The organism is Pedobacter heparinus DSM 2366 (assembly GCF_000023825.1).
Classification (GTDB): Bacteria; Bacteroidota; Bacteroidia; order Sphingobacteriales; family Sphingobacteriaceae; genus Pedobacter; species Pedobacter heparinus.
Map to the genome: position 1 here is coordinate 2206942 of NC_013061.1, position 20162 is coordinate 2227103.

Consider the following 20162-nt stretch of genomic DNA (forward strand, 5'->3'; position numbering starts at 1 on the left):
TGGTTTAGAGGTTGATGTATTTGCCGGCCCTTAGGATACTTTCCCGGTCGACAATACTCATTTTTGGGATTTTGCCCAATACTTTTACTTTGCTGTACTGGCTGATGTAGGCCTCAGTTTCGGGATTGGGTGTTCCGTTAAATATGAGACCTTCTACGTTAATGCTGTGCGCTTTGAAGACTTCAAGTGTAAGCAGGGTATGGTTGATGCTGCCCAGGTAGTTTTGGGATACAACGATTACTTTTGCATTTAGGGCTTTGATGAGGTCGAGTATCAGCTCATTGTCGTTAAGCGGGACCATTAAGCCTCCGGCGCCTTCGATGACCAGATTGTTGTCTGTTGCTGGTGGTCTGATGGCCTCAATACTGATCTGCACACCGTCTATCCTGGCCGAAAGGTGTGGGGAGAGTGGTTGCCCCAGCCTGTATTTTTCGGGGTGGACAATGGTTTTGGGGTTACTGACCAGGTGCTTGATGAACAGGCTGTCGCTGATCTCCAGGTCTCCGGATTGTATGGGTTTCCAGTAATCGGCCTGCAGTTTTTCTGTGAGGATGGCGCTGACCACAGTTTTGCCTATGCCTGTGCCGATACCTGTAATGAAATAAGTATTGTTATTCATGGGGCTTGATTGCTTTTAGTTCGTTAACCAGGGTTTCTATCTCTTCGTTTGTATTGAACAGGTGCAGACAGATCCTTAACCTTTCCCGGCCTTCTGCTACGGTAGGGCTCAAGATGGCCTTTACATCTAGGCCTTTATACTGAAGTGCAGCGGCGGCAGTTTTGGCCTCGCTGCTGTTTTGGTATAAAATGGTATGTACAGCACTTCTGCTTTGGGTGACAGGTAAAGAGGTTTGCCCGATGAGGTAGAGGTAATGTGCTATTTTATCACTGATCAGCTGGGGATAGTCTGTTTCCTGCAGCAGCTGATAAGCAGCCTTTATAGTGGCAATGGTATGAAGAGGTGCTGCCGTAGTGTAAATGAAGGGTCTGGCGAAATTGATGAGGTATTCCCTGAGGTTGTGGCTGCCCAATACAATAGCGCCATGGCAGCCCATTGCTTTTCCGAAGGTGACAATGCGTGCAAACACCTTATTTTGCAGGCCCATTGCCTGGACCAGTCCGGCGCCCTGCCGGCCGAATATGCCGGTTGCGTGGGCTTCATCAACAATTAAACTGGCCTGGTATTGCTGGCACAGGGTACTGATTTCCTGCAGGGGGGGCATGTCGCCATCCATAGAGTAAACACTTTCAATAACTACATATATACTACCTTTGGCAGCTTTTAGCTTGGTTTCAAGATCATGCAGGTCATTGTGTTTAAAGCTATAACGGTTTGCATAGCTTAGGCGGGCACCATCGATGAGGCTGGCATGGACCAGTTCGTCACAGATAACGGTATCGCCCCGCTGGGCCAGGGCGGAGAGGAGCCCAACATTGGCATCATAGCCGGAATTAAAGATCAGTCCGGCTGCAGCCTCATGGAAACCGGCAATGTATTGTTCCGTTTCCTCTGTAAAAATATGGTTGCCGCTTAATAAACGTGAGCCGGTGGCCCCGTTCTTATAAGCAGGGATTTGGGCAAGCAGGTTTTGTGCTTTTGTTTTCAGTTCGGCAGAACCAGCAAAGCCCAGGTAATCATTGGAGGAGAAGTCGCAGGCAAAGGTATTTGCAGGCAGTTTTCGTAGAATACCCTTATCTGTTCTTTGCTGTAATTTATTGAGGATAAACTGCTCCGCCTGGTGCATTAGTTTTTGTTTAGCTGGGAGATGGATTTTTGCATTTGGGCCATCATGGCACTCAAGGTTTCTATAGTAGGTTCCGGGGTTGGTTCAGGCAAAGAAGTTGAAATGTATGCCTTTGCCTTCCAGATTTCCATGATGTCATCTGCAGCAACGGTATAGGGATCGTAGATCTTATTGTCTGAGATTAGCTTAAGCTCTTTATTTTCTTTAAAACGGTTTCCTGCCCTTTTGTAAACGACACCTTCCGTTCTGCTTACAATGATATAGGTTTCACCTGTTTTAACGTCGTTCCAGTTGTCCATATATTCTGCAACGATCACACTTCCAGGCTGTATGGGCAGCATAGAATCGCCTACAATTTCGAAGGCCCTGAAGGTACCATGTTTTAAAAAGGGGAGTGGAAGCTGAAATCTGGGTAGTTCTTTGATGTATTGAGGGTCTGCAAATCCGTTGAGATAGCCGGCACTTGCCTTTACGGGAACCATTTCTATATTCTCGTTGTCATCTTTGTCTACCGATATACTTAATATCCGCAAGTTAGATCCCTGGCTTTTTGGCTTGGGTTTCCAGTCGTCATTGATATTTTCGTTGATAAACTCATCTATTGTCAGGTCGAAATATTCTGCTATTTTTTTTAGCAAATCATATTTGGGTTCAGCCCGGTCTTCCTCGTATGCCCCAATAAGAGATCGCTTAATTTGCATAGCATCAGCGAATTGCTGTTGTGTATGGCCTTTTTTCTTTCTTAAGTACTTCAGGTTGCTTGAAATATTTGACATAAAATAAAATTTTAAAATAAATTTGTTTTTGCTAATATTATTAGTATTATTGTGCCAATAAAGTTAGTTATATTTATTATTGTACAAATATATACTAATTTATTTAGTTGTAAGCAATTTTATAGATAGTTATGAAAAAATTTGTGTACGTGGTAACAGACAGGAACAGGACCAGTTTACATGTTGGGATGAGTTCCGATCTAATTAAGACATTAGATTTCTACAAACAAATGCCTTGTTTATTGTTTGACAGCGGGCAGCAGCTCACGCGATTGGTTTACTTTGAAGAGTTAAAGACAGAGGCCCAGGCGTTGAGCCGCTTTAAGCTGATCAGCAGGTTTACACGAACACAAAAAGAAAGGCTGGTACGTTCCTGTAACCCAGACTGGATAGATCTTACTATAGGATTGGATTTTGAGCACATTACGACCAACAAGAAGATGGTCAATCAGGTAAACCTGTCGTTCAGTATACTTTCTTAGTGCTCTCTTAATTTGGTGCTCTCACGCTCTCAGGCGCTCTCAACGCTCTCACGCTCTCACGCTCTCACGCTCTCAGATTGTTAACAGTACATTTTTAACTAAATGTACTGTTAACTGAGGGCTTACCATCCCGGGGCAAAAGTAAGGCCGAATACACCTGCTGAGATATCTTTACGCTGGAATGGAATGGCATAATAAGGTTCGAGTACAAAGTAACCGAATACATTAACACGTAAAGATATACCCACACTTAATGCCGGAACACGTTCGTTGGTACCGGTATATACCGGATTATTGTTGAGGTCTTTAACCGGCAGGCCGTCAGACCCCAGCTTGGGTCTGATGTTATTGGTGGGCTGGTTTTTAAATACCACTTTAGAGTCTTCGTTCCAGGCCAGACCGGCATCAAAGAAGAGATTCAGGTCTGTAAAGAGAAATTTAGAAGGAATGGCAGACAGCTTTTTTGGACCTGTAAAAGGAAGCCGGAGTTCAAAATTAAATACAGCCATTTTACTTCCTGAAAGCTGGTTGATATCAAAACCATTACTGGTTCCGGTACTCCCACTATTGTATAAGGAATTCGCTTCATAACCTCTGATGAAATATGGGTATCCTACATATAGCGGGTATAAGTTTTCGCCGTCTTTACCAATCCTCAGGTAGTTATAGCTTCTGGCAGCGATGGTAATGGGTTTTAAGCGCCAGTATTTTCTTACATCAATGGTTGCTGCCGAGAATTTGTAATCACCAAAATACTGTTCCATGCCCAGGCGGTACCTGAAACCCTCCAGAGGTGAGGTGATGCCATTGATGGAATTGTCGCCCACAAAAGAAGCATTGAGCTGGAAGATGCTAAAGCTTTTGAGCGGAACTCCCAGATCATTGGTCGCTTCGCTCAGTGGTACTTTTCTTTTGTCCGAAGTGATGTAATAACCGGGATAACCATTCAGGTTCTCATAGTAATTGCTGATGCGGTCTACCCTGTAGCTGTAACGTGAGAATGCACCACCTGTTTCAAAACGGTGTACCTTATTGAAAGGGTAGGCACCAAATACCTGTGCCTGGTCTTCAAATGTACGGATCAGGTTGGTCCTGTCGTCAATTACGCTAACCGGAGTTCCATTGTTGTCCAGTGTAGTTTGAACAATTTCTCGGAAACCGGTGATATAAGGGATATGCGATAAAGCTACGCCCCAGTTGATCCGGTTTTGCTGGTTGATGTAACCCACCAGTCCCCCGAAATCATAGATCTCCCCGTTTACAGAAAGGTTGGCAACGATCTGGTTACGACCAAGTATATCGCTGAACATTCCGACAATACCACCCTGTACACCAGTACCGAAGCGGCTGGTGGAAACACCTACGCCGCTGTTGGCGAGGTAGTCCAGCTTAAATTTAGGCTTGTAAGGCACAAGGCGCATAGAATCTGCTATGGTTTTTTCAAAGCGTTCAAAATTGCCGAGGTTGGAGTTTACAATGTCAACACCAATGGTTTCCATGGGTGGCAGCACGGCAGCATCAAAATTTACTGCATTGGCATCTACCGGTTTTGAACGGAAACTGCTGATCGGGGAGTTGTATAAAGTATAACGCTGCGAACGGTAGTAGCTGTACACGATGTCGTCATTTCTGGATACGGAGATGGCCGGAGAAAATTCCGTAATGCCACTGATCCCCGTAAAATAATCGGTTAGCTGTTTAACCGTATTGTCGGCCAGGTTGTACGCATAAAGATTCCTGAACCCGTCCCTGTTGGATAAGAAAAAGAGCCTTTTGCTGTCGCCAGAAAACTGGGCATTGAGGTTATTGGCGCCAGGGAATACGGGGATATCAGTTAAAGTTTTGCTTTCAATATCGTAAATACTCAGGTTGATGGAGTGGACTGCCGTATTGTTGTTTTTAGTTATAGAGGCCCTGTCTGATGAAAAGGCTATTTTCTTTCCATCCTGTGAATAGGCGGGGGCATAGTCTGAATAGGCGTCATTGGTAATCTGGGTAACCTTTTTCGTTTTAAGGTTATAAGAGAAGATATCACTTTGGCCCTGTATCATTCCGGAGAAAGCGATGTCATCGCCATTTGGCGACCAGGACAAGTTGCCAAACTGCGCCACATCGCCCATGTCTGCACGCAAGGCAACGCTGCCATTGTCTATATTGATGATCATCAGCTGGTTTTTGCCCTTGCTGAAAATGCTAAAGGCAAATTGTTTACCGTCTGGCGACCAGGTACCTGCAGATTCGAGGAAGTTAAAATCGTCGATATGTGAATTGGCGACCTGGCTGCTGAGCTTTCTGATAATTTTACCGGTTTTTGCATCGGCGAGAAAGAGGTCTATTCCAAAAAGATCTTTTTCAGATAAGAAGGCAAGGTATTTGCCATCCGGACTAATAGAGGGCGCTACGTTCATGTTCCCTGCATTTTTATTGTCGATGATCTTTGTTCCGGTAATCCTGATCTGGGAGCTGTCTGCCCTTAACATAGGGCGGTAATGCGCTTCAATGGCATTTTTCCAGAGACCTGAAAGCGTCCTGTCATCATACCCGAAGGTATACCTCAATCCGTTCTCATAACCATATTTTGCGGTGGCCTTAAATAAGGGAACGATGGTGGTATCGCCATATACAGAGCCAACAAAAGTCCAGAATGCCTGTCCATATCTGTAGGGAAAATATTTATTGGAATTGGTAAGGTCTTTTAAGGAAGGGATATCCCTGTTCAGCAAAGCGTCCCTCATCCACATGGAAGTGAAGGCATCCGTTTTTCCTACAGAAAGGTACTCGGCCATACCCTCTATCATCCATAAGGGGATCTGGCTTACATTTTCCAGGTTGACAGAATCTTTTTCCAGTAAAAGGTGGTATTGAAAAGCATGTACCAGCTCATGACCTAAAACATGCCGTGTTTGGTTATTCAGCTCCATCACCGGCATGATTACCCTGTTTTTAAAAGCTTCTGTAACCCCGCCGGTTCCTATGCCAACCTCGCCCTGCAGGGCAGTGGTTTGCTGAAAATCAGGATGGTTATTGTAAAGTATGATCGGGTTCTTTTTCAGAAAGGTATCCCTGAAAATCTCCTGGTGCATTTTATACCAGGTCTCTGCATCCTGGGCAAATTTCTGTATCAGCTGTTCATTTTTAAGGTAATAGTAGATCTCGAAATGTGGGGTCTGCAGTACTTTAAACTTCTCATTGTTGTAGCGAACCCTGTTTTGTCCGAAATACTGGGCATGAAGGGAGGTAGAAAACATCGTGAAGATGAACAGAACAGGAATTAATCTTTTGAGGAAAGTATAGCTTTTATTCATATCGCTTGTATTTCAAGAGTTGGTTTTAAATTTACGCAAAATAGTAATACCTAGATTGCAGCTTATTTAAGCAATGTGTAAACAACCAGGTTTACTGATTGCCGTTTTTCTTTTTTTCTCTTTCTTCCTGGCGTTGTTTTTTTCTGAGTTCCCTTTCTTCCTTCCTGGTAAGCGGCACTTCGAGGGCAGGTTGTTTAACAGGCTCAGGTGTTTTCTTTTCTTCAGTTTTTTGGACTACAGGCTCGTTTTGAACAGGTTTCGGCTCTTCTGTTGCGGGCACTTCAAAATTGGTCGAGTCTACCTCCAGACTGTCGTTGGATGTGGTATCCACCTCATATCTTGGCGTAGGGCAATTGATTTCCCTGGTAATTTTAACAGTAGCTTTAGGGAAAGGACCCATGGTATAGCCCGTACTTGGATCTTTATATACCTTTTCCATAAATTTGGCAAAGATGGGAAGGGCAGTTCTGGAGCCTTCACCCGTTTCGCCGTTTTTAAAGTGTGCGGTACGTTCATCGCAACCTACCCAAACGCCGGTTACCAGATCTTTGGTGATGCCCATGTACCAGGCGTCCACATAATCGCTTGATGTACCAGTTTTGCCACCTATCTGATTGTTTTTCTTCCAAAGGTCCCATTCCCAGAGGGCTTGCGAAGTACCACCGGGCTCATCCATACCACCCCTGAACATGTAGAGCATGAGCCAGGATATTTCTTCGGTAAGGACCCTTTTTGTTTTGGCTTTAAACTCTTCTATCAGGTTGTCGTCCAGGTCGGTTATCTTTTCCACAAGGATCGGGTCTGTTTTTAGTCCTCCGTTTAAAAAAGTACCGTAAGCTTTTACCATTTCAAAAACAGATACGTCGTTGGGGCCCAGACTTACGGAAGGAACAGATTCGAGGTGACTGTCGATGCCGCATTCATGTGCCCATTTGACCACATTGTCCCAGCCCACTTTTTCGGTAACCTGGGCGGTGATGGTATTGACAGATTTGGCCATGGCCCAGCGGAGCGACATTTCTCGGTAGCTATTGCTCCAGTCGGCATTTTTAGGTTCCCAGTATTCAGTTTTTCCGTTTTCCTGGTAGGCAATCCTTACCGGTTTGTCGGTAAACTTATCGCAGGGGCTCATCCCGCTTTCCAGTGCAGCCAGATAGGCAAAAGGTTTAAAGGTAGAGCCTGCCTGCCTTTTGGCCTGGTTAACGTGGTCGTACTTAAAATACTTGTGGTCGAGACCACCAACCCATACCCTGATCTTGCCATTAAAAGGATCCAGGGTCATCATGCCGGTATTCATGATTTTGCCATAATAACGGATAGAATCCATGGTAGAGAATAAGGTGTCGCGATCGCCTTTCCAGGTAAAGATCTTCATCTTCTTCTTCCTGTTGAAATAAGCTGTTATGGAATCGGGGCTGTTTGGATATTTTTTTTCCAGTAATTTAAAGATATGGAGGTTGCGCATGGCGCGATCCGGGTAGTCGACTTTTTTCCCTTCAGAATCTTCCCATGGATCCTGATTTCCCCAGACGCTGTAAAACCTGCGTTGTATGATTTTCATTTGATCGGCAACAGCTTCTTCTGCATATTTCTGAAGTTTTGAATCTATGGTGGTGTAAATTTTCAATCCGTCTTCATACAGATCATAACCATTGTCCTTGCACCATTTTTCCAGGTACTTGTCTACCGCCGCCCTTAAATAAGAGTCGCCGTCACTTCCTTCATCAATCCGGCCTTCTTTGAGTTTTATGGGGGTATTTTTATAGGTAGCCAGGTCAGCAGCAGAAATATAGTTGTATTTGTTCATCTGCGCCAGTGCTACGTTGCGGCGTTCCAGTGCTTTTTGAGGGTTTCTTATGGGGTTATAGGTGGTTGTTCCTTTGAGCATACCCACCAATAGGGCCGATTCCGGCACTTCAAGTGCACTGGCCTCCTTATCAAAATAGATGCGGGATGCAGTTTTAATGCCATAGGCATTATTTCCAAAAGATACCGTATTGAGGTACATGGTAATGATGTCGTTTTTGGAGTAGTTGGACTCCAGTTTTACGGCTGTAAGCCATTCCTTGAGTTTTGCCACAAGCGTGCGGAGCAGGGGAACATGGCTTAACAGGCCTTGTGACTTATTGTAACGTGTTCTGTAGAGGTTTTTTGCCAGCTGCTGGGTAATGGTGCTGGCCCCGCGTTTATCGCCTGTTGCGGTAGAGATGCCGCTGGAAAGGAGAGAACGGAAATCAATACCCATGTGTTTATAGAAACGGACGTCTTCGGTGGCTACCAATGCATTGATAACGCTGGGCGATATTTCATTAAAGCTAACCGGGGTGCGGTTTTCTTTATAATAACGGCCAATCAATTTTCCATCGGAAGTGTAGAGTTCTGAGCCCACTCTGAGGGTTGGGGTCTTAATGTCCTCATAAGAAGGGGAATAACCGAATAACCATAAGAAATTGAGCTGCAGGGCACAAAAGAAGGTGATGATACAAAAAAGGAATATGCTTGAATAACGAATGTACTTATTGCGAATTTCTTTAAACATGGGGTAAATATCAAAAAATCGTAAAACAGTTTGTGTTAAATAGTGTTAAAATTTACAATACAAATTAACAGATTTAATTTACTTAAATTTTAGTGTAAATTCATAAAGGTTTATCATTAGCGATAAAAACAACAATATATTTATGAAAAAAGAATTAGAACAGTTTTTGGCCAGGCCAGGCAAGAAAGTTTCACTCGCTCATTTTCCAACTTCCTATGGAGGCGAAAAAGATAAAGAAGAGGGAGTAAAAGAACTGGAAGAGATCAAAACTGCTTTAAGCAGTTTTCAGGAAACCCTTTACGCAGCAGATTCACGGTCTGTACTTATTCTGTTCCAGGCTATGGATGCCGCCGGAAAAGACAGTGCTATACAGCATGTTATGTCGGGTTTAAACCCACAGGGCTGCCAGGTATACAGTTTTAAGACCCCTACATCGGAAGAATACGACCACGACTTTTTATGGAGGCATTATAAAGCATTGCCGGAACGGGGCCGGATAGGGATCCATAACCGTTCACATTATGAAAATGTACTGGTTTGTAAAGTGCATCCGGAATACATACTCAATGAAAAAATACCGGGTTATACTCAGGTTAAGAAGATTGATAAGGATTTTTGGCAGCGGCGGTATGAGAGTATACGGAACTTTGAAAAACACCTGACGGACAACGGGACGGTTATCGTAAAAATATTTCTGCATGTTTCTAAGGAAGAGCAGAAACAGCGTTTTCTGGACAGGATCAACGATCCTGCAAAAAACTGGAAGTTTTCTTCAGGTGACATTAAAGAACGGGCTTTATGGAAGGATTACATGAAAGCCTATGAAGAAGCCATTGAGGCCACTTCTACGGACGCCGCGCCCTGGTACATTCTTCCGGCAGATAAGAAATGGTATAGCAGGCTGGCCATCAGCCATATCCTGGCCGAAACCTTTAAAAAGATGGACCTTAAATTTCCGGTACTGGCCAAAGCAGAAGCCGATCAGCTGGACCTGATCAAACAGCAGCTGCTTGAGCAAAAGTAGGTTGCTGAAGTTTATTTTTTGTTTTTCCTTTCCAATTCGTAGCTGTAAATGGTTTGGCCCAGCGCTTTCATAAAAGGAAAGCATACGGTGTCGTATTCGTATTTTCCATCATTATAGATGCCATCTTCGTTGGATTGGACCACTGCCGTTAAAAAGAATTCGATGTTGTTTTTATCGTCTTTAAAATAAGCATTGTCGATGATAAAGCCATAAGAATCGCCGTACTTGTTAAATATTTTCAGGTCGGGGTTAATGACGGCATTCTTTTCGCGCCCGTAATACAGCATTTTGGCATAAGTTGGCCAGAATTCTGTTGGGTCATAAGCAGGATAATCGCTTTCTGTAGGGAGCTTGCTCATATAAGTATAGATCAGCTGATAATCTGCAGGGCGAAGGTTAAACCTTTTTGAGGCTGGAAATGCTTCGGGATGGATGAGCTTTTTCATCAGTGCCTGCTGATCGGAGATGCTAAATGCATTTTTGTTGGCCAGGTTAAAGGGTTTGTTTACCAGTTTCTCTGCGCTGTCGATATAACCGATACCCATTACCGTATGGGTTAAAGTAAGGGGGTATTCTTTCGGGTCGTATTGTGCAGACTGGGTGTATACCAGTTCCTTGCCGTTATAAAATTTTATCGGGTTGGTATGTTTGGCCGACTCGCCGGCATCGCCTATGGCCAGTCGGTTCAGGATACGGCTGGTCTGATAACCATATTTCTGTAGTTTGCTGTTGATTTCGGCACGTCCAATAAACTCAAACAGGCGGTTAAAAGCATCGTTGTCGCTGGTCAGCAATATTTTTTTGATGTAGTGCTCAACAGAGGGCAATCCGTTTTTAGCGGTTTTATCGGTCGTTACTTTGGTTTGGCCGGCCCAGGCACTATCCGTAATCATGCTGCTTTGCGCAGTAAGGCCTTTTATTTTAAGTTCATTTATTTTTTCAAGTGCAAAAATAACAGCGGCCAGCTTTACGGTGCTGGCAGGGTAGAAGTAGCGGTGGTCGTTTAAATTGTAACTAAAGGATTTGAAGCTGATCTTGTTTGCCGCATTGTGGTTTACCTGGGTATACAATACCTGTACCTGATTTTTTTGAGGATGGTTTAAAACACCTGAAAAGCGTTCAGGGTTTTGTCGCATCAGTTTTTCAATAAGTAAGGTGTCGGTTTTTTGGGCCATGGTATGGAAGCTGATGAGCAGCAATAAGGGGAGAATGATCCTGTTCATTATTTGATAGGTTAATGCTGATAAATATAAGTATTAAAAAAATATATAAAAGCCTGATGTTGGTGATGGCCGGATAATTAATTACATTTGCATCGCTTTTGGTTCCCGGTTATGTTGACCGGGATTAAAAGGGAATACGGTGTGATTCCGTAACTGTCCCGCAGCTGTAAGCTCTGTAACGGTGTTCAAATCGAAGCCACTTTTTATCCAGTAAGGAAGGATGATTGGGAAGGCAGAACATCCGGGAGTAAGTCAGAAGACCTGCCATAAGTGGTAATATTTCATAGCTTTCGGGGATTGAAGCTTGGAGTGAGTGCTTGTTTATTGTATTTCATTTCCTTGATCTAACTGTTTGCTGTGGGTAAAAACTCACATCAAAATGATAAGAAAATCAAGTGCCATACGTGGCATGAATTGTCGTTTCTCTGTTTTTTTTAAAGCTATACTTTGGCTGGGGATTTTTATGCCCCTTACTTTGTTTGCCCAGGAGGATGTGGTTAAGGCTAAAAAAGCCGATTCTATTGATAAGGTAAACCAACTTAAAGAAGTACAGATCAGAACCATAAAGATTGGCAGGAGGCAAACTTCATCTACACCTTTACAAATCCTTTCGGGCGAAGAGTTGCAACGCCTGAACAGTTTATCGGTAGCCGATGCCGTCAGGTATTTTTCGGGGGTACAGTTAAAAGATTATGGTGGCATTGGTGGCTTAAAAACCATCAATGTGCGCAGCATGGGTACCAACCATACTGCTGTTTTTTACGATGGGGTACAATTGGGCAATGCACAGAACGGGCAGGTCGACCTGGGAAAATTTTCATTAGACAACATAGCCGAAATTGAGCTGTATAACGGGCAAAAGAGTACCATATTTCAATCGGCAAAAGGCTTTGCTGCCGGAAGTTCATTGTATATAAACTCAACGCAGCCTGATTTTGAAGATGGGCGCAGTGATAAATGGAAAGCCACATTAAAAGGTGGTTCATTTGGCCTGATAGATCCTTCTGTGCTTTGGCAGCATAAAATCAGCGAAAGCATATACAGTTCCTTAAGTGCCGAATGGAAAAAAGCAAGTGGCCGTTACAAGTTCAGGGTAAGGAATTACGGTTATGATACCACAGCAGTAAGGGAAGATGGTGGGATTGAGACCATGCGGCTTGAGCTTGGACTGAACGGGGTATTGCCGGATAGCAGTCTGTGGACGGTTAAGTTGTATGGATACAATGACAAACAGGGCTTGCCAGGGGCCATAGTAAATAATGTATGGCGTTTTCCGCAGAGAATGTGGAACAGAAACTTTTTTGCGCAGTCGACCTTCAAAAAAGACCTGCACAAATATCATCTTTTGGCTGCTGTTAAATATGCTAACGATTATACCAAATATCTTGATCCGAACTATGTAAAAGATACTGGCTTTCTGACAAATATCTATAAACAGCAGGAGCTGTATTTTTCGCTGGCCAACCGTTACCAGCTCAGTTCATTCTGGGATATCGTTTTGTCGGGCGATTACCAATGGAACACTTTGGACGCCAATATGGATCGTTTTCCATATCCTACCAGGTATACGGGCCTGCTGGCCCTGGCTACCGAAATTCATTTGGACAGGTTAAATATTCAGGCCAATTTGCTGGGCACACTGGTTAATGATGAGGTAGAACGCTATTTTTCTGCGGGTAATAAAAGGGAACTTAAGCCCTCTGTAATGGTTTCCTGGCAGCCTTTCAGCTTAAAGGAATTTCGTTTACGCGGATTTTATAAGGATATATTCAGGATGCCTACTTTTAATGACCTGTATTATACCCTATTGGGGAACACTTTCCTGAAACCGGAATATGCAAAACAATACGATCTTGGATTTACCTATATCAGGTTGATTGACAATCATTTGCTGAACCAGATCAGTATACAGTCGGATGTATATTACAACAAGATCAGAAATAAGATTGTTGCAGTTCCAGGGGCCAATTTGTTTACCTGGAGCATGCAGAACCTGGGGTTGGTAGAGATCAGGGGCCTGGATGTGAATATACAGACCGGCTGGCGTATTGCCGATCAGCTGATGGTCAACACCGGTATTACCTATACCTATCAGAAGGCTTTGAACATGACAGATGTGAACCTGAACTATAAGAACCAGATCCCATATATTCCTGTACATAGTGGTTCCTTTACTGCTGGTGCCGACTGGAGAAACCTGGGTCTGAACTACAGTTATATCTATACGGGCGAGCGTTATGATCAAAGTGCCAATATTATTGAAAATTATGTTCAGCCCTGGTACACCCATGATATTGCCTTTCATTACCATAAAGATCTAAAACATGCCCGTGTTAAAGTATCGGTCGAGGTAAACAACCTTTTGAATCAAGATTATGAAGTGGTTACCAATTTTCCAATGCCGGGCCGGTCGTATCGTTTCACCTTATCTTATGCTTACTGACATGAAAAATATACAGCTAATTATGTGCCTGTGCAGCCTGGTGTTTGTGGCCTGCAGAAAGGACCTGCAGCCCTCTAAAGAAGAGACACAAATGCTGACACCCGATCCGGGCAGTGTAATGAAAGGGTTTTATGTGGTGAACGAGGGGAACATGAACATGAACAAGGCATCCCTCGATTATCTTAACCTGAGAGAAGGGATTTACCGCAAAAATATCTATGGTACGGCCAATCCTGAGGTGATTAAGGGGCTTGGTGATGTGGCCAATGATATCGGGGTATATGGGTCGAAGTTATACGTAGTGGTCAATGTTTCCAATAAAGTAGAAGTACTGGATGTGAAAACAGGTAAAAAGATCAGTCAGATCAATATGATCAATTGCCGTTACATCACTTTTCATAATGGTAAAGCTTATGTGAGCGCCTATTTGGGAAGGGTTGGTGACCCAAGTGCACCCAGGGGTATTGTTGCCAGGATAGACACACTGAGTTTGCAGGAAGAGAAAAGGGTGGAAGTGGGCCGGCAACCGGAAGAAATGGCCATTGTTGGAGAAAAATTGTATGTGGCCAATTCTGGGGGGTATAGTCCGCCCAACTATGAACGCACAGTGTCTGTATTGGACCTGAATACTTTTCAGGTGCTAAAAAATATAGATGTGGCGATCAATCTGCACCGTATTAAAGCTGATCAGTACGGCGACCTCTATGTGACCTCGAGGGGGGATTATTACGACATCCCCTCTAAGCTTTTTGTGATAGATACGCAGACAGATGCCATAAAAAAATCGTTTGACATTGGCATCAGCAACCTGGCGATTGATGGCGACCTGGCTTATTTTTATGGTACTGTATTCAGTTACCTGACTGGCAATAACACCATTACCTACGGAGTACTGAATGTAAAGGATGAGGTGCTGACGGATAAAAAATTTATTACAGACGGCACGGATAAAAAGATCATCATCCCTTATGGGATTGCAGTGAACCCTTTTACAAAAGATGTATATGTTACCGACGCCAAAGATTATGTTTCGCCGGGTATGCTGTATGGTTTCAATGCGGCCGGGAAAATGAAATGGTCTGTTAAAACAGGGGATATCCCCGCACACTTTGCATTTATTTATTAAATCATATATCGTTTAAAAATGACTTTCAACAAAAACAACACGCTGAGGAATTTAAAACCGGCATTCATCGCTCTTGCTGCTTTTCAACTGTGTTTAACCGCATGTAAAAAAAATGAACCTGAGGCCACAGTTTACGAGCCCAGACCGGTAACTTCTTCGAGTTCAAAATTTATCAGTAAAATATATGAATACCTGCCTGCCCCGGGACAGTTCATTAACGAAGGGCTGGGTACTCCTGAGGCTGCCGAAACACTGGTTGGAAAAGCAAACGAGGGCCTGGTTTCTTTAGGTGGTTATGGGGGTTACCTGATATTTGGTTTCGACCATTCTATAGCAAATGCTGAAGGCGCTGATATTGGTATTTATGGTAACCCTTTAACGGGGGTGAATATGGAATGGTCTGAGCCTGCCATTGTAATGGTGATGCAGGACCTGAACGGCAATGGTTTACCAGATGATGGCCCCTGGTTTGAGCTGGCCGGAAGTGAATACCATAAAACAGAGACCATAAAAAATTATAAGATCACTTATTATAACCCTAAAAATACAACTGATGACATCAGGTGGACAGATAACCAGGGTAAGGAAGGCTATGTTTTAAGAAATAATTTCCATCGAAAACAGTATTATCCTTTATGGATAAAGAACCAGGAGGAACTGAGCTTTACGGGCACGCTTTTAAAGAATACGCTGAATGATGGAAGTATCATTACCAATAAACCCTTTGAATGGGGCTATGCCGACAATGGATCGGAAGATTTTAAAACATTGATGGCAAGTAAAGGCTCGGCGTACAATTCCTTAGATATTTCCTGGGCTGTGGATGATAAGGGTAAAAAGGTACAGCTGTCGCATATTGATTTTGTGAAGGTATATACCGGACAGAATTCGAACGGGAATCCTTATGACCCCGACAGGACCAATCCTAGAGCGAGGTTCCTTGGAGAAATTTCTTCCGAAATAGGCGGTGCAATTGACTTGAGTTTACATTTAAAAAAATGAGAATGAAATTAATATATAAAACAAACATGATGAACAACTTTAACTTTAAAAAACAGGCGCTGGTTATACTATCGGCCTTCGTTTTGGTATTGGGCGCCTGTAAAAAGGATAAATTGCCGCCAATTGACCCTCAGCCAAGTGCTACAACCGGAGTGTATGTGTTGTGTGAAACCGGTTATGGAAAAATAGGAACAATTACCTATTATGAAGTAAATACCGGCGCTGCTATACAGGATTACTATAAAAAACAGAATGGCATTGATCTGGGTGTGAACACAAGCGACCTGAAACAATACGGCAGTAAAATGTATGCCGTAGTTACCGGTACGGATAAAGCCAGTAAGGATTCATATATAGATGTAATGAGTATAGCGACAGGTAAGTCGTTAAAAAGAATTCCTTTTTCGGATGCGACTTCAGGCTTTTTACCACGTTATATTGCGTTTTACAAGAACAAAGCTTATGTATCTGGTTACGACGGTTATGTTACCAGGATAGATACAGCGGGTTTAACTGTTGAATCGAGACTTCAGGTAGGCGGGGCGCTGGAGCAGCTGACAATTGTAAATGGTAAACTGTATGTTACAAACTCAGCCCATTTTATGTATGCAACCAGCAATAACTCATCAGTATCTGTTGTAGACCTGAATAACTTTAACAAGTTAAAAGACATTCCGGTAGGCTTTAATCCTACTAAAATTTCTGCAACAGGTTCGGGTGAACTGTTTGTGGTTACAAGAGGTAATTATGGTAATATCTCACCATCATTAGATAAATTAAGTAGTGTTAGCGATACTAAAACAGGAACTGAAGCATTAGATGTTGAGTATTTGAATATAACAGGTAATAAAGGTTTTGTAATTGGTCCGTATGGTAATGAATTTCTAAAAAATATAAATGTAAGTTCCGGCGTACTGGGTACTGATTTTGTAACAGATGCTACACCAGTTATTTTACCTTATGCTGTTACGGTAAACCCGTTAAGTAATGATATATTTGTATCTGATGCGAATGGTTATGCTTTAGTGGGTAAAACATTTTGCTTTGGTGCCGATGGTAAGAAGAAATTTGAATTTGCCACCGGGGGATCGCCACAAAGTGCAGTATTTAAATACAGCTATAAATAATTTTAAGGAAAGGCCCTTGCTATGAAAACTAAACTTTATTTGCTTTTGATCTTGCTGGGTGTTGCGGTGTGGACTGCCTGTACCAAGGATGAAGAAACGGAGCAGATCCCTGTGGTTAAAATGAATATCGAAAATAGTCCTATTAACGGTAAAGTGAATGAGACGATCTCGTTTTCGGCGTTTAATGTAAACAATAAGGTGTATGCACAGGAGTGGAAACTTGAAGGAGAAGTTAAAAGCAATACCGCTGATTACGATTTTACGCCTGCAGCTGCCGGAATTTACAATATAGAATATACGGCCACCAATAGTGCCGGTATTTTTAGCTATAAATATGTGATCAATGTGGGGGTGCCTACTGTGCCATCAGGCCCTGGCAGCAACAGTTACGTAACCAAAGTGTTTGAGTTTTTACCCGGACCAGGACAATACACCAATAAAACTCTTGGCAGCATGGAAGGTGCTAAAAGTTTGGAAGGCCAGGAAGGTGCCGTTTCTTTGGGTGCATGGGGTGGCTTTATTGTTTTGGGTTTTGACCATACGGTAATTAACGAAAACGACAAAAATGACCTTGTTATTTATGGCAATGCGCAGTTTAATTGGGCCGAGCCGGGTGTGGTATGGGTGATGCAAGATGCGAACGGCAATGGTAAGCCCGATGATACCTGGTATGAGTTAAAAGGCAGTGAATTTGGCAAAGAAGGCTATATCCGTAATTATGAAGTGACCTATACCAAACCTGCAAAGGGGGGTAATGTATCCTGGAGGGACAATAAAGGGAATACCGGTGTAGTCGAAATCAGTGGTACAAATGTTCAGGCTTTCCCTGCCTGGATTACGGGCAATGAATATACTTTAAAGGGCTCTTTGCTGCCTTTGACAGGGATTAAGCCAGGTACTTTGATTACCAGTTTTCCTTTTGCCTGGGGTTATGCCGACAATGCGGTGGGTGGAGACCAGCTTGATATTGCGAATGCAGTTGATGCCGGGGGAAAGCCGGTTTCACTGTCGGGCATAGATTTTATTAAAATACAAACAGGCATTCAGGCCAATTTAGGCATCTTGGGAGAGTTGTCTACCGAGATTATGGGGGTGGCTGACCTTAGTCTGGTTAAATAAAATTAAAGTTAAACGATGCCTGTTTTGTTATCCATAGAAATAATATAACTTTGTTTTATAATTAAATGAACATGTCTGAATCTAAATTTAATCCCAGTACTGTAATTCTGATATTGGTTGTAGTACTTGTCAGCATTATCCGCGTGGCGGCACCCCATTCTGATAATTTTAAGGATATTGCAAATTTTTCGGCGGTAGGGGCCATTGCCATGTTTGGTGCAGCTTATTTCAACAATCCGCTTAAAGCCTTTGGTTTTCCGTTAACCGTGCTGTTACTGAGTGATATTTTTATTGCCAGAACCTCTGGTTATGGTTTCTTTTATGATGGCTGGTACTGGACTTATATAGCCTTTATCCTTATGGTGGCTGTAAGTAGGGTATTGTTGAAAAAAGTTAATGTTCAAAACCTGGTTACGGCAGCCATTTCAGTTATTCTGATCCACTGGGTAGTGGCTGATATCAGTGCGATGTACATTCCCGGATTGTATCCACCTACGCTGGCTGGCTTCTGGGCCTGTCTGGTAGCTGCTGTTCCTTTCGAATTGAAGTTCTTATATGGAACTGTAATTTATGGTGCAGTGATGTTTGGCTTAAAGGCATGGTATCCGTCGTTGAGTTTTAAAAAAGGCCTGAGCGCTTAATATTTTAATAGATAATTTAGGAAAGGCTGCCAAAGGCAGCCTTTTTTGTTTTAGCCAAACTTTTTGCGTCTTATATTGTTACCTAAATATTAACGCTGCTTTGGCATCTTTTTATAATGCTGTATGATTAAATATCTACCTGCTCATCTGCTCAAAAAGGAACGGTATAAGTTATTTGTATACCTGTTGGCTTACTTTTTTATGGTTTTTGAGGTGGAGGCTTATGGCCAGACTACAAGCCTGAATGCCTGTTTTGATTTAGCCAGAAAAAATAACCTTAGTGTAAAGCAGGCCAGGTCTGCCTTATTATCCGGCCAGTACAACCTGCAGGCCGAAAAAAAGAGTTATTTACCTAAGGTAGATTTATTGTCAAGCTATACTTATCTGAGCAGCCCTCTGACCATAAACCTGCAAACCGCTAAGGATGGAATTGTAAATGGCTCATCCCAGCAAAGTGTGAATGCTGCAAATGAGGTGTTTAAAGAAATTACCGGTAATAATCTATCGCAGGCCGTACAGGACAGGATTTACAATACTTCGAAAAATATCATTGGTAGCATTTACCCTGATTATAATCCGGAACTTAGTAAACAGTCGTATTTTGTTGCTGGTCTTGGATTAAGGCAACCCATATTTCTGGGAAATAAGCTGGATGCCGCGCAAAATCTGGCACAATCGCTGGTCAACACAGCGAGTATCAATGTGAATGTGGTGAATAAGGAGGTTGATTTTCTCATTGCCCTGCAATACCTGCGGATTTTGTACCTAAACACCATTTTAAATAAGCAGGAGTTTATTGTGATAGCATTAAGCAAAAATAAGAACTATGCAGACGAGCTGGTAAAGAACCAAATTCTGGCCCCTTATCAAAAAAGCTGGACCAATGTAGTATTGATGCAGGCCCGAAGCCAGCTTACGAGTCTTAAGCTGGATAAGCAGAATGCCCATCTGGAACTGAATAAACTTATGGGCCTGCCACTGGATACCAATGTGGTTATTTCGGATACCTTAACATACACGGGGATTGCAGCAGTGCCGGCCCAGAGTGATTACTGGACAGAAAATCCTGTATATCAATTGGCGGCCAGTAAAATTGCTTATGCCAAAACTTCTGAAAAGATCAGCAAATCATTTGCCCTGCCCAATATTTTTGCGATAGGCAATTACAATTTGTACCAGCGCGACCTACCTGTAACTATACCCGACTGGTTTGTTGGGGTTGAACTGCAATGGTCGTTGTTTAACGGGCAAACCCGGAAGCGTACCCTTGCTGCCAGGCAACTGGTTGAGGAGGCTAAGCTTGCCGAAGAAAATGCAGGGCTGCTGCTGCAGGTGCAATCAAAAATTGCAAAAAATCAAATGACCTCGCTGGAAAATGAAGTTGGGGTACTCGACAATGCCCGGAAAGAGGCGCAGACCACATCCCGGTTAATTACCAAACGTATGGAAAACCAGCTTTCTTCGCCCAAAGATGTAAATGATGCGGTGCTGATAGAAGCAGAAATGGAAAAAGCATATTATACGGCTGTGCTGGGTTATTACCTGGCGCTTGCCGGCTATTTTAACAGTTTAGGGAACCCCCAGCAAATCAGTCAGTTTATCAGGTAATT

The 20162-nt window shown here is 43.0% G+C and carries 15 protein-coding genes and 1 riboswitch; of the genes, 9 read left to right on the top strand and 6 right to left on the bottom strand.

Translation table 11 applies throughout. From position 1 onward, the window contains the following. Positions 1-4: 4 nt before the first annotated feature. From bioD to PHEP_RS09515, 3 genes are read right to left on the bottom strand one after another with little or no spacing between them, the layout of a single operon-like run. The gene (bioD, locus tag PHEP_RS09505) at positions 5-619 is read right to left on the bottom strand and encodes a dethiobiotin synthase (RefSeq protein ID WP_015807732.1); all 615 of its coding nucleotides are present in this window, start codon (positions 617-619) and stop codon (positions 5-7) included. Next, positions 612-1745 carry an aminotransferase class I/II-fold pyridoxal phosphate-dependent enzyme gene (locus tag PHEP_RS09510; RefSeq protein WP_015807733.1) on the bottom strand — a complete coding sequence of 378 codons (1134 nt, stop codon included), beginning with the start codon at positions 1743-1745 and terminating at the stop codon, positions 612-614. The genes bioD and PHEP_RS09510 overlap by 8 nt, the downstream gene beginning before the upstream one ends. Further along, the gene (locus PHEP_RS09515) at positions 1745-2521 is read right to left on the bottom strand and encodes an XRE family transcriptional regulator (protein WP_015807734.1); all 777 of its coding nucleotides are present in this window, start codon (positions 2519-2521) and stop codon (positions 1745-1747) included. The genes PHEP_RS09510 and PHEP_RS09515 overlap by 1 nt, the downstream gene beginning before the upstream one ends. A 131-nt stretch (positions 2522-2652) precedes the next feature. Between PHEP_RS09515 and PHEP_RS09520 the strand changes: the two genes are divergently transcribed. Beyond that, positions 2653-3003: a GIY-YIG nuclease family protein gene (locus PHEP_RS09520; protein ID WP_015807735.1), complete on the top strand. Its 351-nt coding sequence runs from the start codon at positions 2653-2655 to the stop codon at positions 3001-3003. Between the two features lie 122 nt (positions 3004-3125). On the opposite strand, the gene PHEP_RS09525 is transcribed toward PHEP_RS09520, so the two are convergent. Both PHEP_RS09525 and PHEP_RS09530 read right to left on the bottom strand, forming a co-directional pair. Further along, the gene (locus PHEP_RS09525; protein WP_015807736.1) at positions 3126-6308 is read right to left on the bottom strand and encodes a basic secretory protein-like protein; all 3183 of its coding nucleotides are present in this window, start codon (positions 6306-6308) and stop codon (positions 3126-3128) included. A gap of 91 nt (positions 6309-6399) precedes the next feature. Then, positions 6400-8847: a transglycosylase domain-containing protein gene (locus tag PHEP_RS09530; protein WP_015807737.1), complete on the bottom strand. Its 2448-nt coding sequence runs from the start codon at positions 8845-8847 to the stop codon at positions 6400-6402. A gap of 142 nt (positions 8848-8989) precedes the next feature. On the opposite strand from PHEP_RS09530, the gene PHEP_RS09535 reads away from it, so the two are divergent. Further along, positions 8990-9871 carry a polyphosphate kinase 2 family protein gene (locus tag PHEP_RS09535; protein ID WP_015807738.1) on the top strand — a complete coding sequence of 294 codons (882 nt, stop codon included), beginning with the start codon at positions 8990-8992 and terminating at the stop codon, positions 9869-9871. 11 nt (positions 9872-9882) lie between these two features. On the opposite strand, the gene PHEP_RS09540 is transcribed toward PHEP_RS09535, so the two are convergent. Beyond that, positions 9883-11094, bottom strand: coding sequence for a serine hydrolase (locus PHEP_RS09540; protein ID WP_015807739.1), 1212 nt, complete (start codon positions 11092-11094; stop codon positions 9883-9885). 82 nt (positions 11095-11176) lie between these two features. Then, positions 11177-11377, top strand: a riboswitch (cobalamin riboswitch). Positions 11378-11473: 96 nt separating this feature from the next. On the opposite strand from PHEP_RS09540, the gene PHEP_RS09545 reads away from it, so the two are divergent. The 7 genes from PHEP_RS09545 (at position 11474) to PHEP_RS09575 (ending at position 20160) form a co-directional block, all read left to right on the top strand. Next, entirely contained in the window at positions 11474-13537 is a 2064-nt protein-coding gene (locus tag PHEP_RS09545; RefSeq protein WP_015807740.1) for a TonB-dependent receptor, read from the top strand. Position 13538: 1 nt separating this feature from the next. Further along, positions 13539-14663: a YncE family protein gene (locus PHEP_RS09550; RefSeq protein ID WP_015807741.1), complete on the top strand. Its 1125-nt coding sequence runs from the start codon at positions 13539-13541 to the stop codon at positions 14661-14663. Between the two features lie 18 nt (positions 14664-14681). Beyond that, positions 14682-15665, top strand: a complete 984-nt coding sequence (locus PHEP_RS09555; RefSeq protein WP_015807742.1) for a hypothetical protein — start codon at positions 14682-14684, stop codon at positions 15663-15665. Positions 15666-15667: 2 nt separating this feature from the next. Next, positions 15668-16792 (top strand): YncE family protein, encoded by a 1125-nt coding sequence (locus PHEP_RS09560; RefSeq protein ID WP_238326459.1) that lies wholly within the window; start codon positions 15668-15670, stop codon positions 16790-16792. Between the two features lie 21 nt (positions 16793-16813). Continuing rightward, on the top strand, positions 16814-17911 hold the full coding sequence (locus PHEP_RS09565) for a hypothetical protein (protein ID WP_015807744.1): 1098 nt from the start codon (positions 16814-16816) through the stop codon (positions 17909-17911). Positions 17912-17982: 71 nt separating this feature from the next. Next, positions 17983-18552, top strand: a complete 570-nt coding sequence (locus tag PHEP_RS09570; protein ID WP_036673972.1) for a DUF6580 family putative transport protein — start codon at positions 17983-17985, stop codon at positions 18550-18552. 123 nt (positions 18553-18675) lie between these two features. Further along, positions 18676-20160, top strand: coding sequence for a TolC family protein (locus PHEP_RS09575; RefSeq protein ID WP_015807746.1), 1485 nt, complete (start codon positions 18676-18678; stop codon positions 20158-20160). Positions 20161-20162 lie beyond the last annotated feature (2 nt).

What these genes read in the sequence shown, in the direction of transcription:
- bioD (WP_015807732.1), bottom strand. Translation starts at nt 619, where the DNA reads ATGAATAACAATACTTATTTCATTACAGGTATCGGCACAGGCATAGGC.
- PHEP_RS09510 (WP_015807733.1), bottom strand. Translation starts at nt 1,745, where the DNA reads ATGCACCAGGCGGAGCAGTTTATCCTCAATAAATTACAGCAAAGAACA.
- PHEP_RS09515 (WP_015807734.1), bottom strand. Translation starts at nt 2,521, where the DNA reads ATGTCAAATATTTCAAGCAACCTGAAGTACTTAAGAAAGAAAAAAGGC.
- PHEP_RS09520 (WP_015807735.1), top strand. Translation starts at nt 2,653, where the DNA reads ATGAAAAAATTTGTGTACGTGGTAACAGACAGGAACAGGACCAGTTTA.
- PHEP_RS09525 (WP_015807736.1), bottom strand. Translation starts at nt 6,308, where the DNA reads ATGAATAAAAGCTATACTTTCCTCAAAAGATTAATTCCTGTTCTGTTC.
- PHEP_RS09530 (WP_015807737.1), bottom strand. Translation starts at nt 8,847, where the DNA reads ATGTTTAAAGAAATTCGCAATAAGTACATTCGTTATTCAAGCATATTC.
- PHEP_RS09535 (WP_015807738.1), top strand. Translation starts at nt 8,990, where the DNA reads ATGAAAAAAGAATTAGAACAGTTTTTGGCCAGGCCAGGCAAGAAAGTT.
- PHEP_RS09540 (WP_015807739.1), bottom strand. Translation starts at nt 11,094, where the DNA reads ATGAACAGGATCATTCTCCCCTTATTGCTGCTCATCAGCTTCCATACC.
- PHEP_RS09545 (WP_015807740.1), top strand. Translation starts at nt 11,474, where the DNA reads ATGATAAGAAAATCAAGTGCCATACGTGGCATGAATTGTCGTTTCTCT.
- PHEP_RS09550 (WP_015807741.1), top strand. Translation starts at nt 13,539, where the DNA reads ATGAAAAATATACAGCTAATTATGTGCCTGTGCAGCCTGGTGTTTGTG.
- PHEP_RS09555 (WP_015807742.1), top strand. Translation starts at nt 14,682, where the DNA reads ATGACTTTCAACAAAAACAACACGCTGAGGAATTTAAAACCGGCATTC.
- PHEP_RS09560 (WP_238326459.1), top strand. Translation starts at nt 15,668, where the DNA reads ATGAAATTAATATATAAAACAAACATGATGAACAACTTTAACTTTAAA.
- PHEP_RS09565 (WP_015807744.1), top strand. Translation starts at nt 16,814, where the DNA reads ATGAAAACTAAACTTTATTTGCTTTTGATCTTGCTGGGTGTTGCGGTG.
- PHEP_RS09570 (WP_036673972.1), top strand. Translation starts at nt 17,983, where the DNA reads ATGTCTGAATCTAAATTTAATCCCAGTACTGTAATTCTGATATTGGTT.
- PHEP_RS09575 (WP_015807746.1), top strand. Translation starts at nt 18,676, where the DNA reads ATGATTAAATATCTACCTGCTCATCTGCTCAAAAAGGAACGGTATAAG.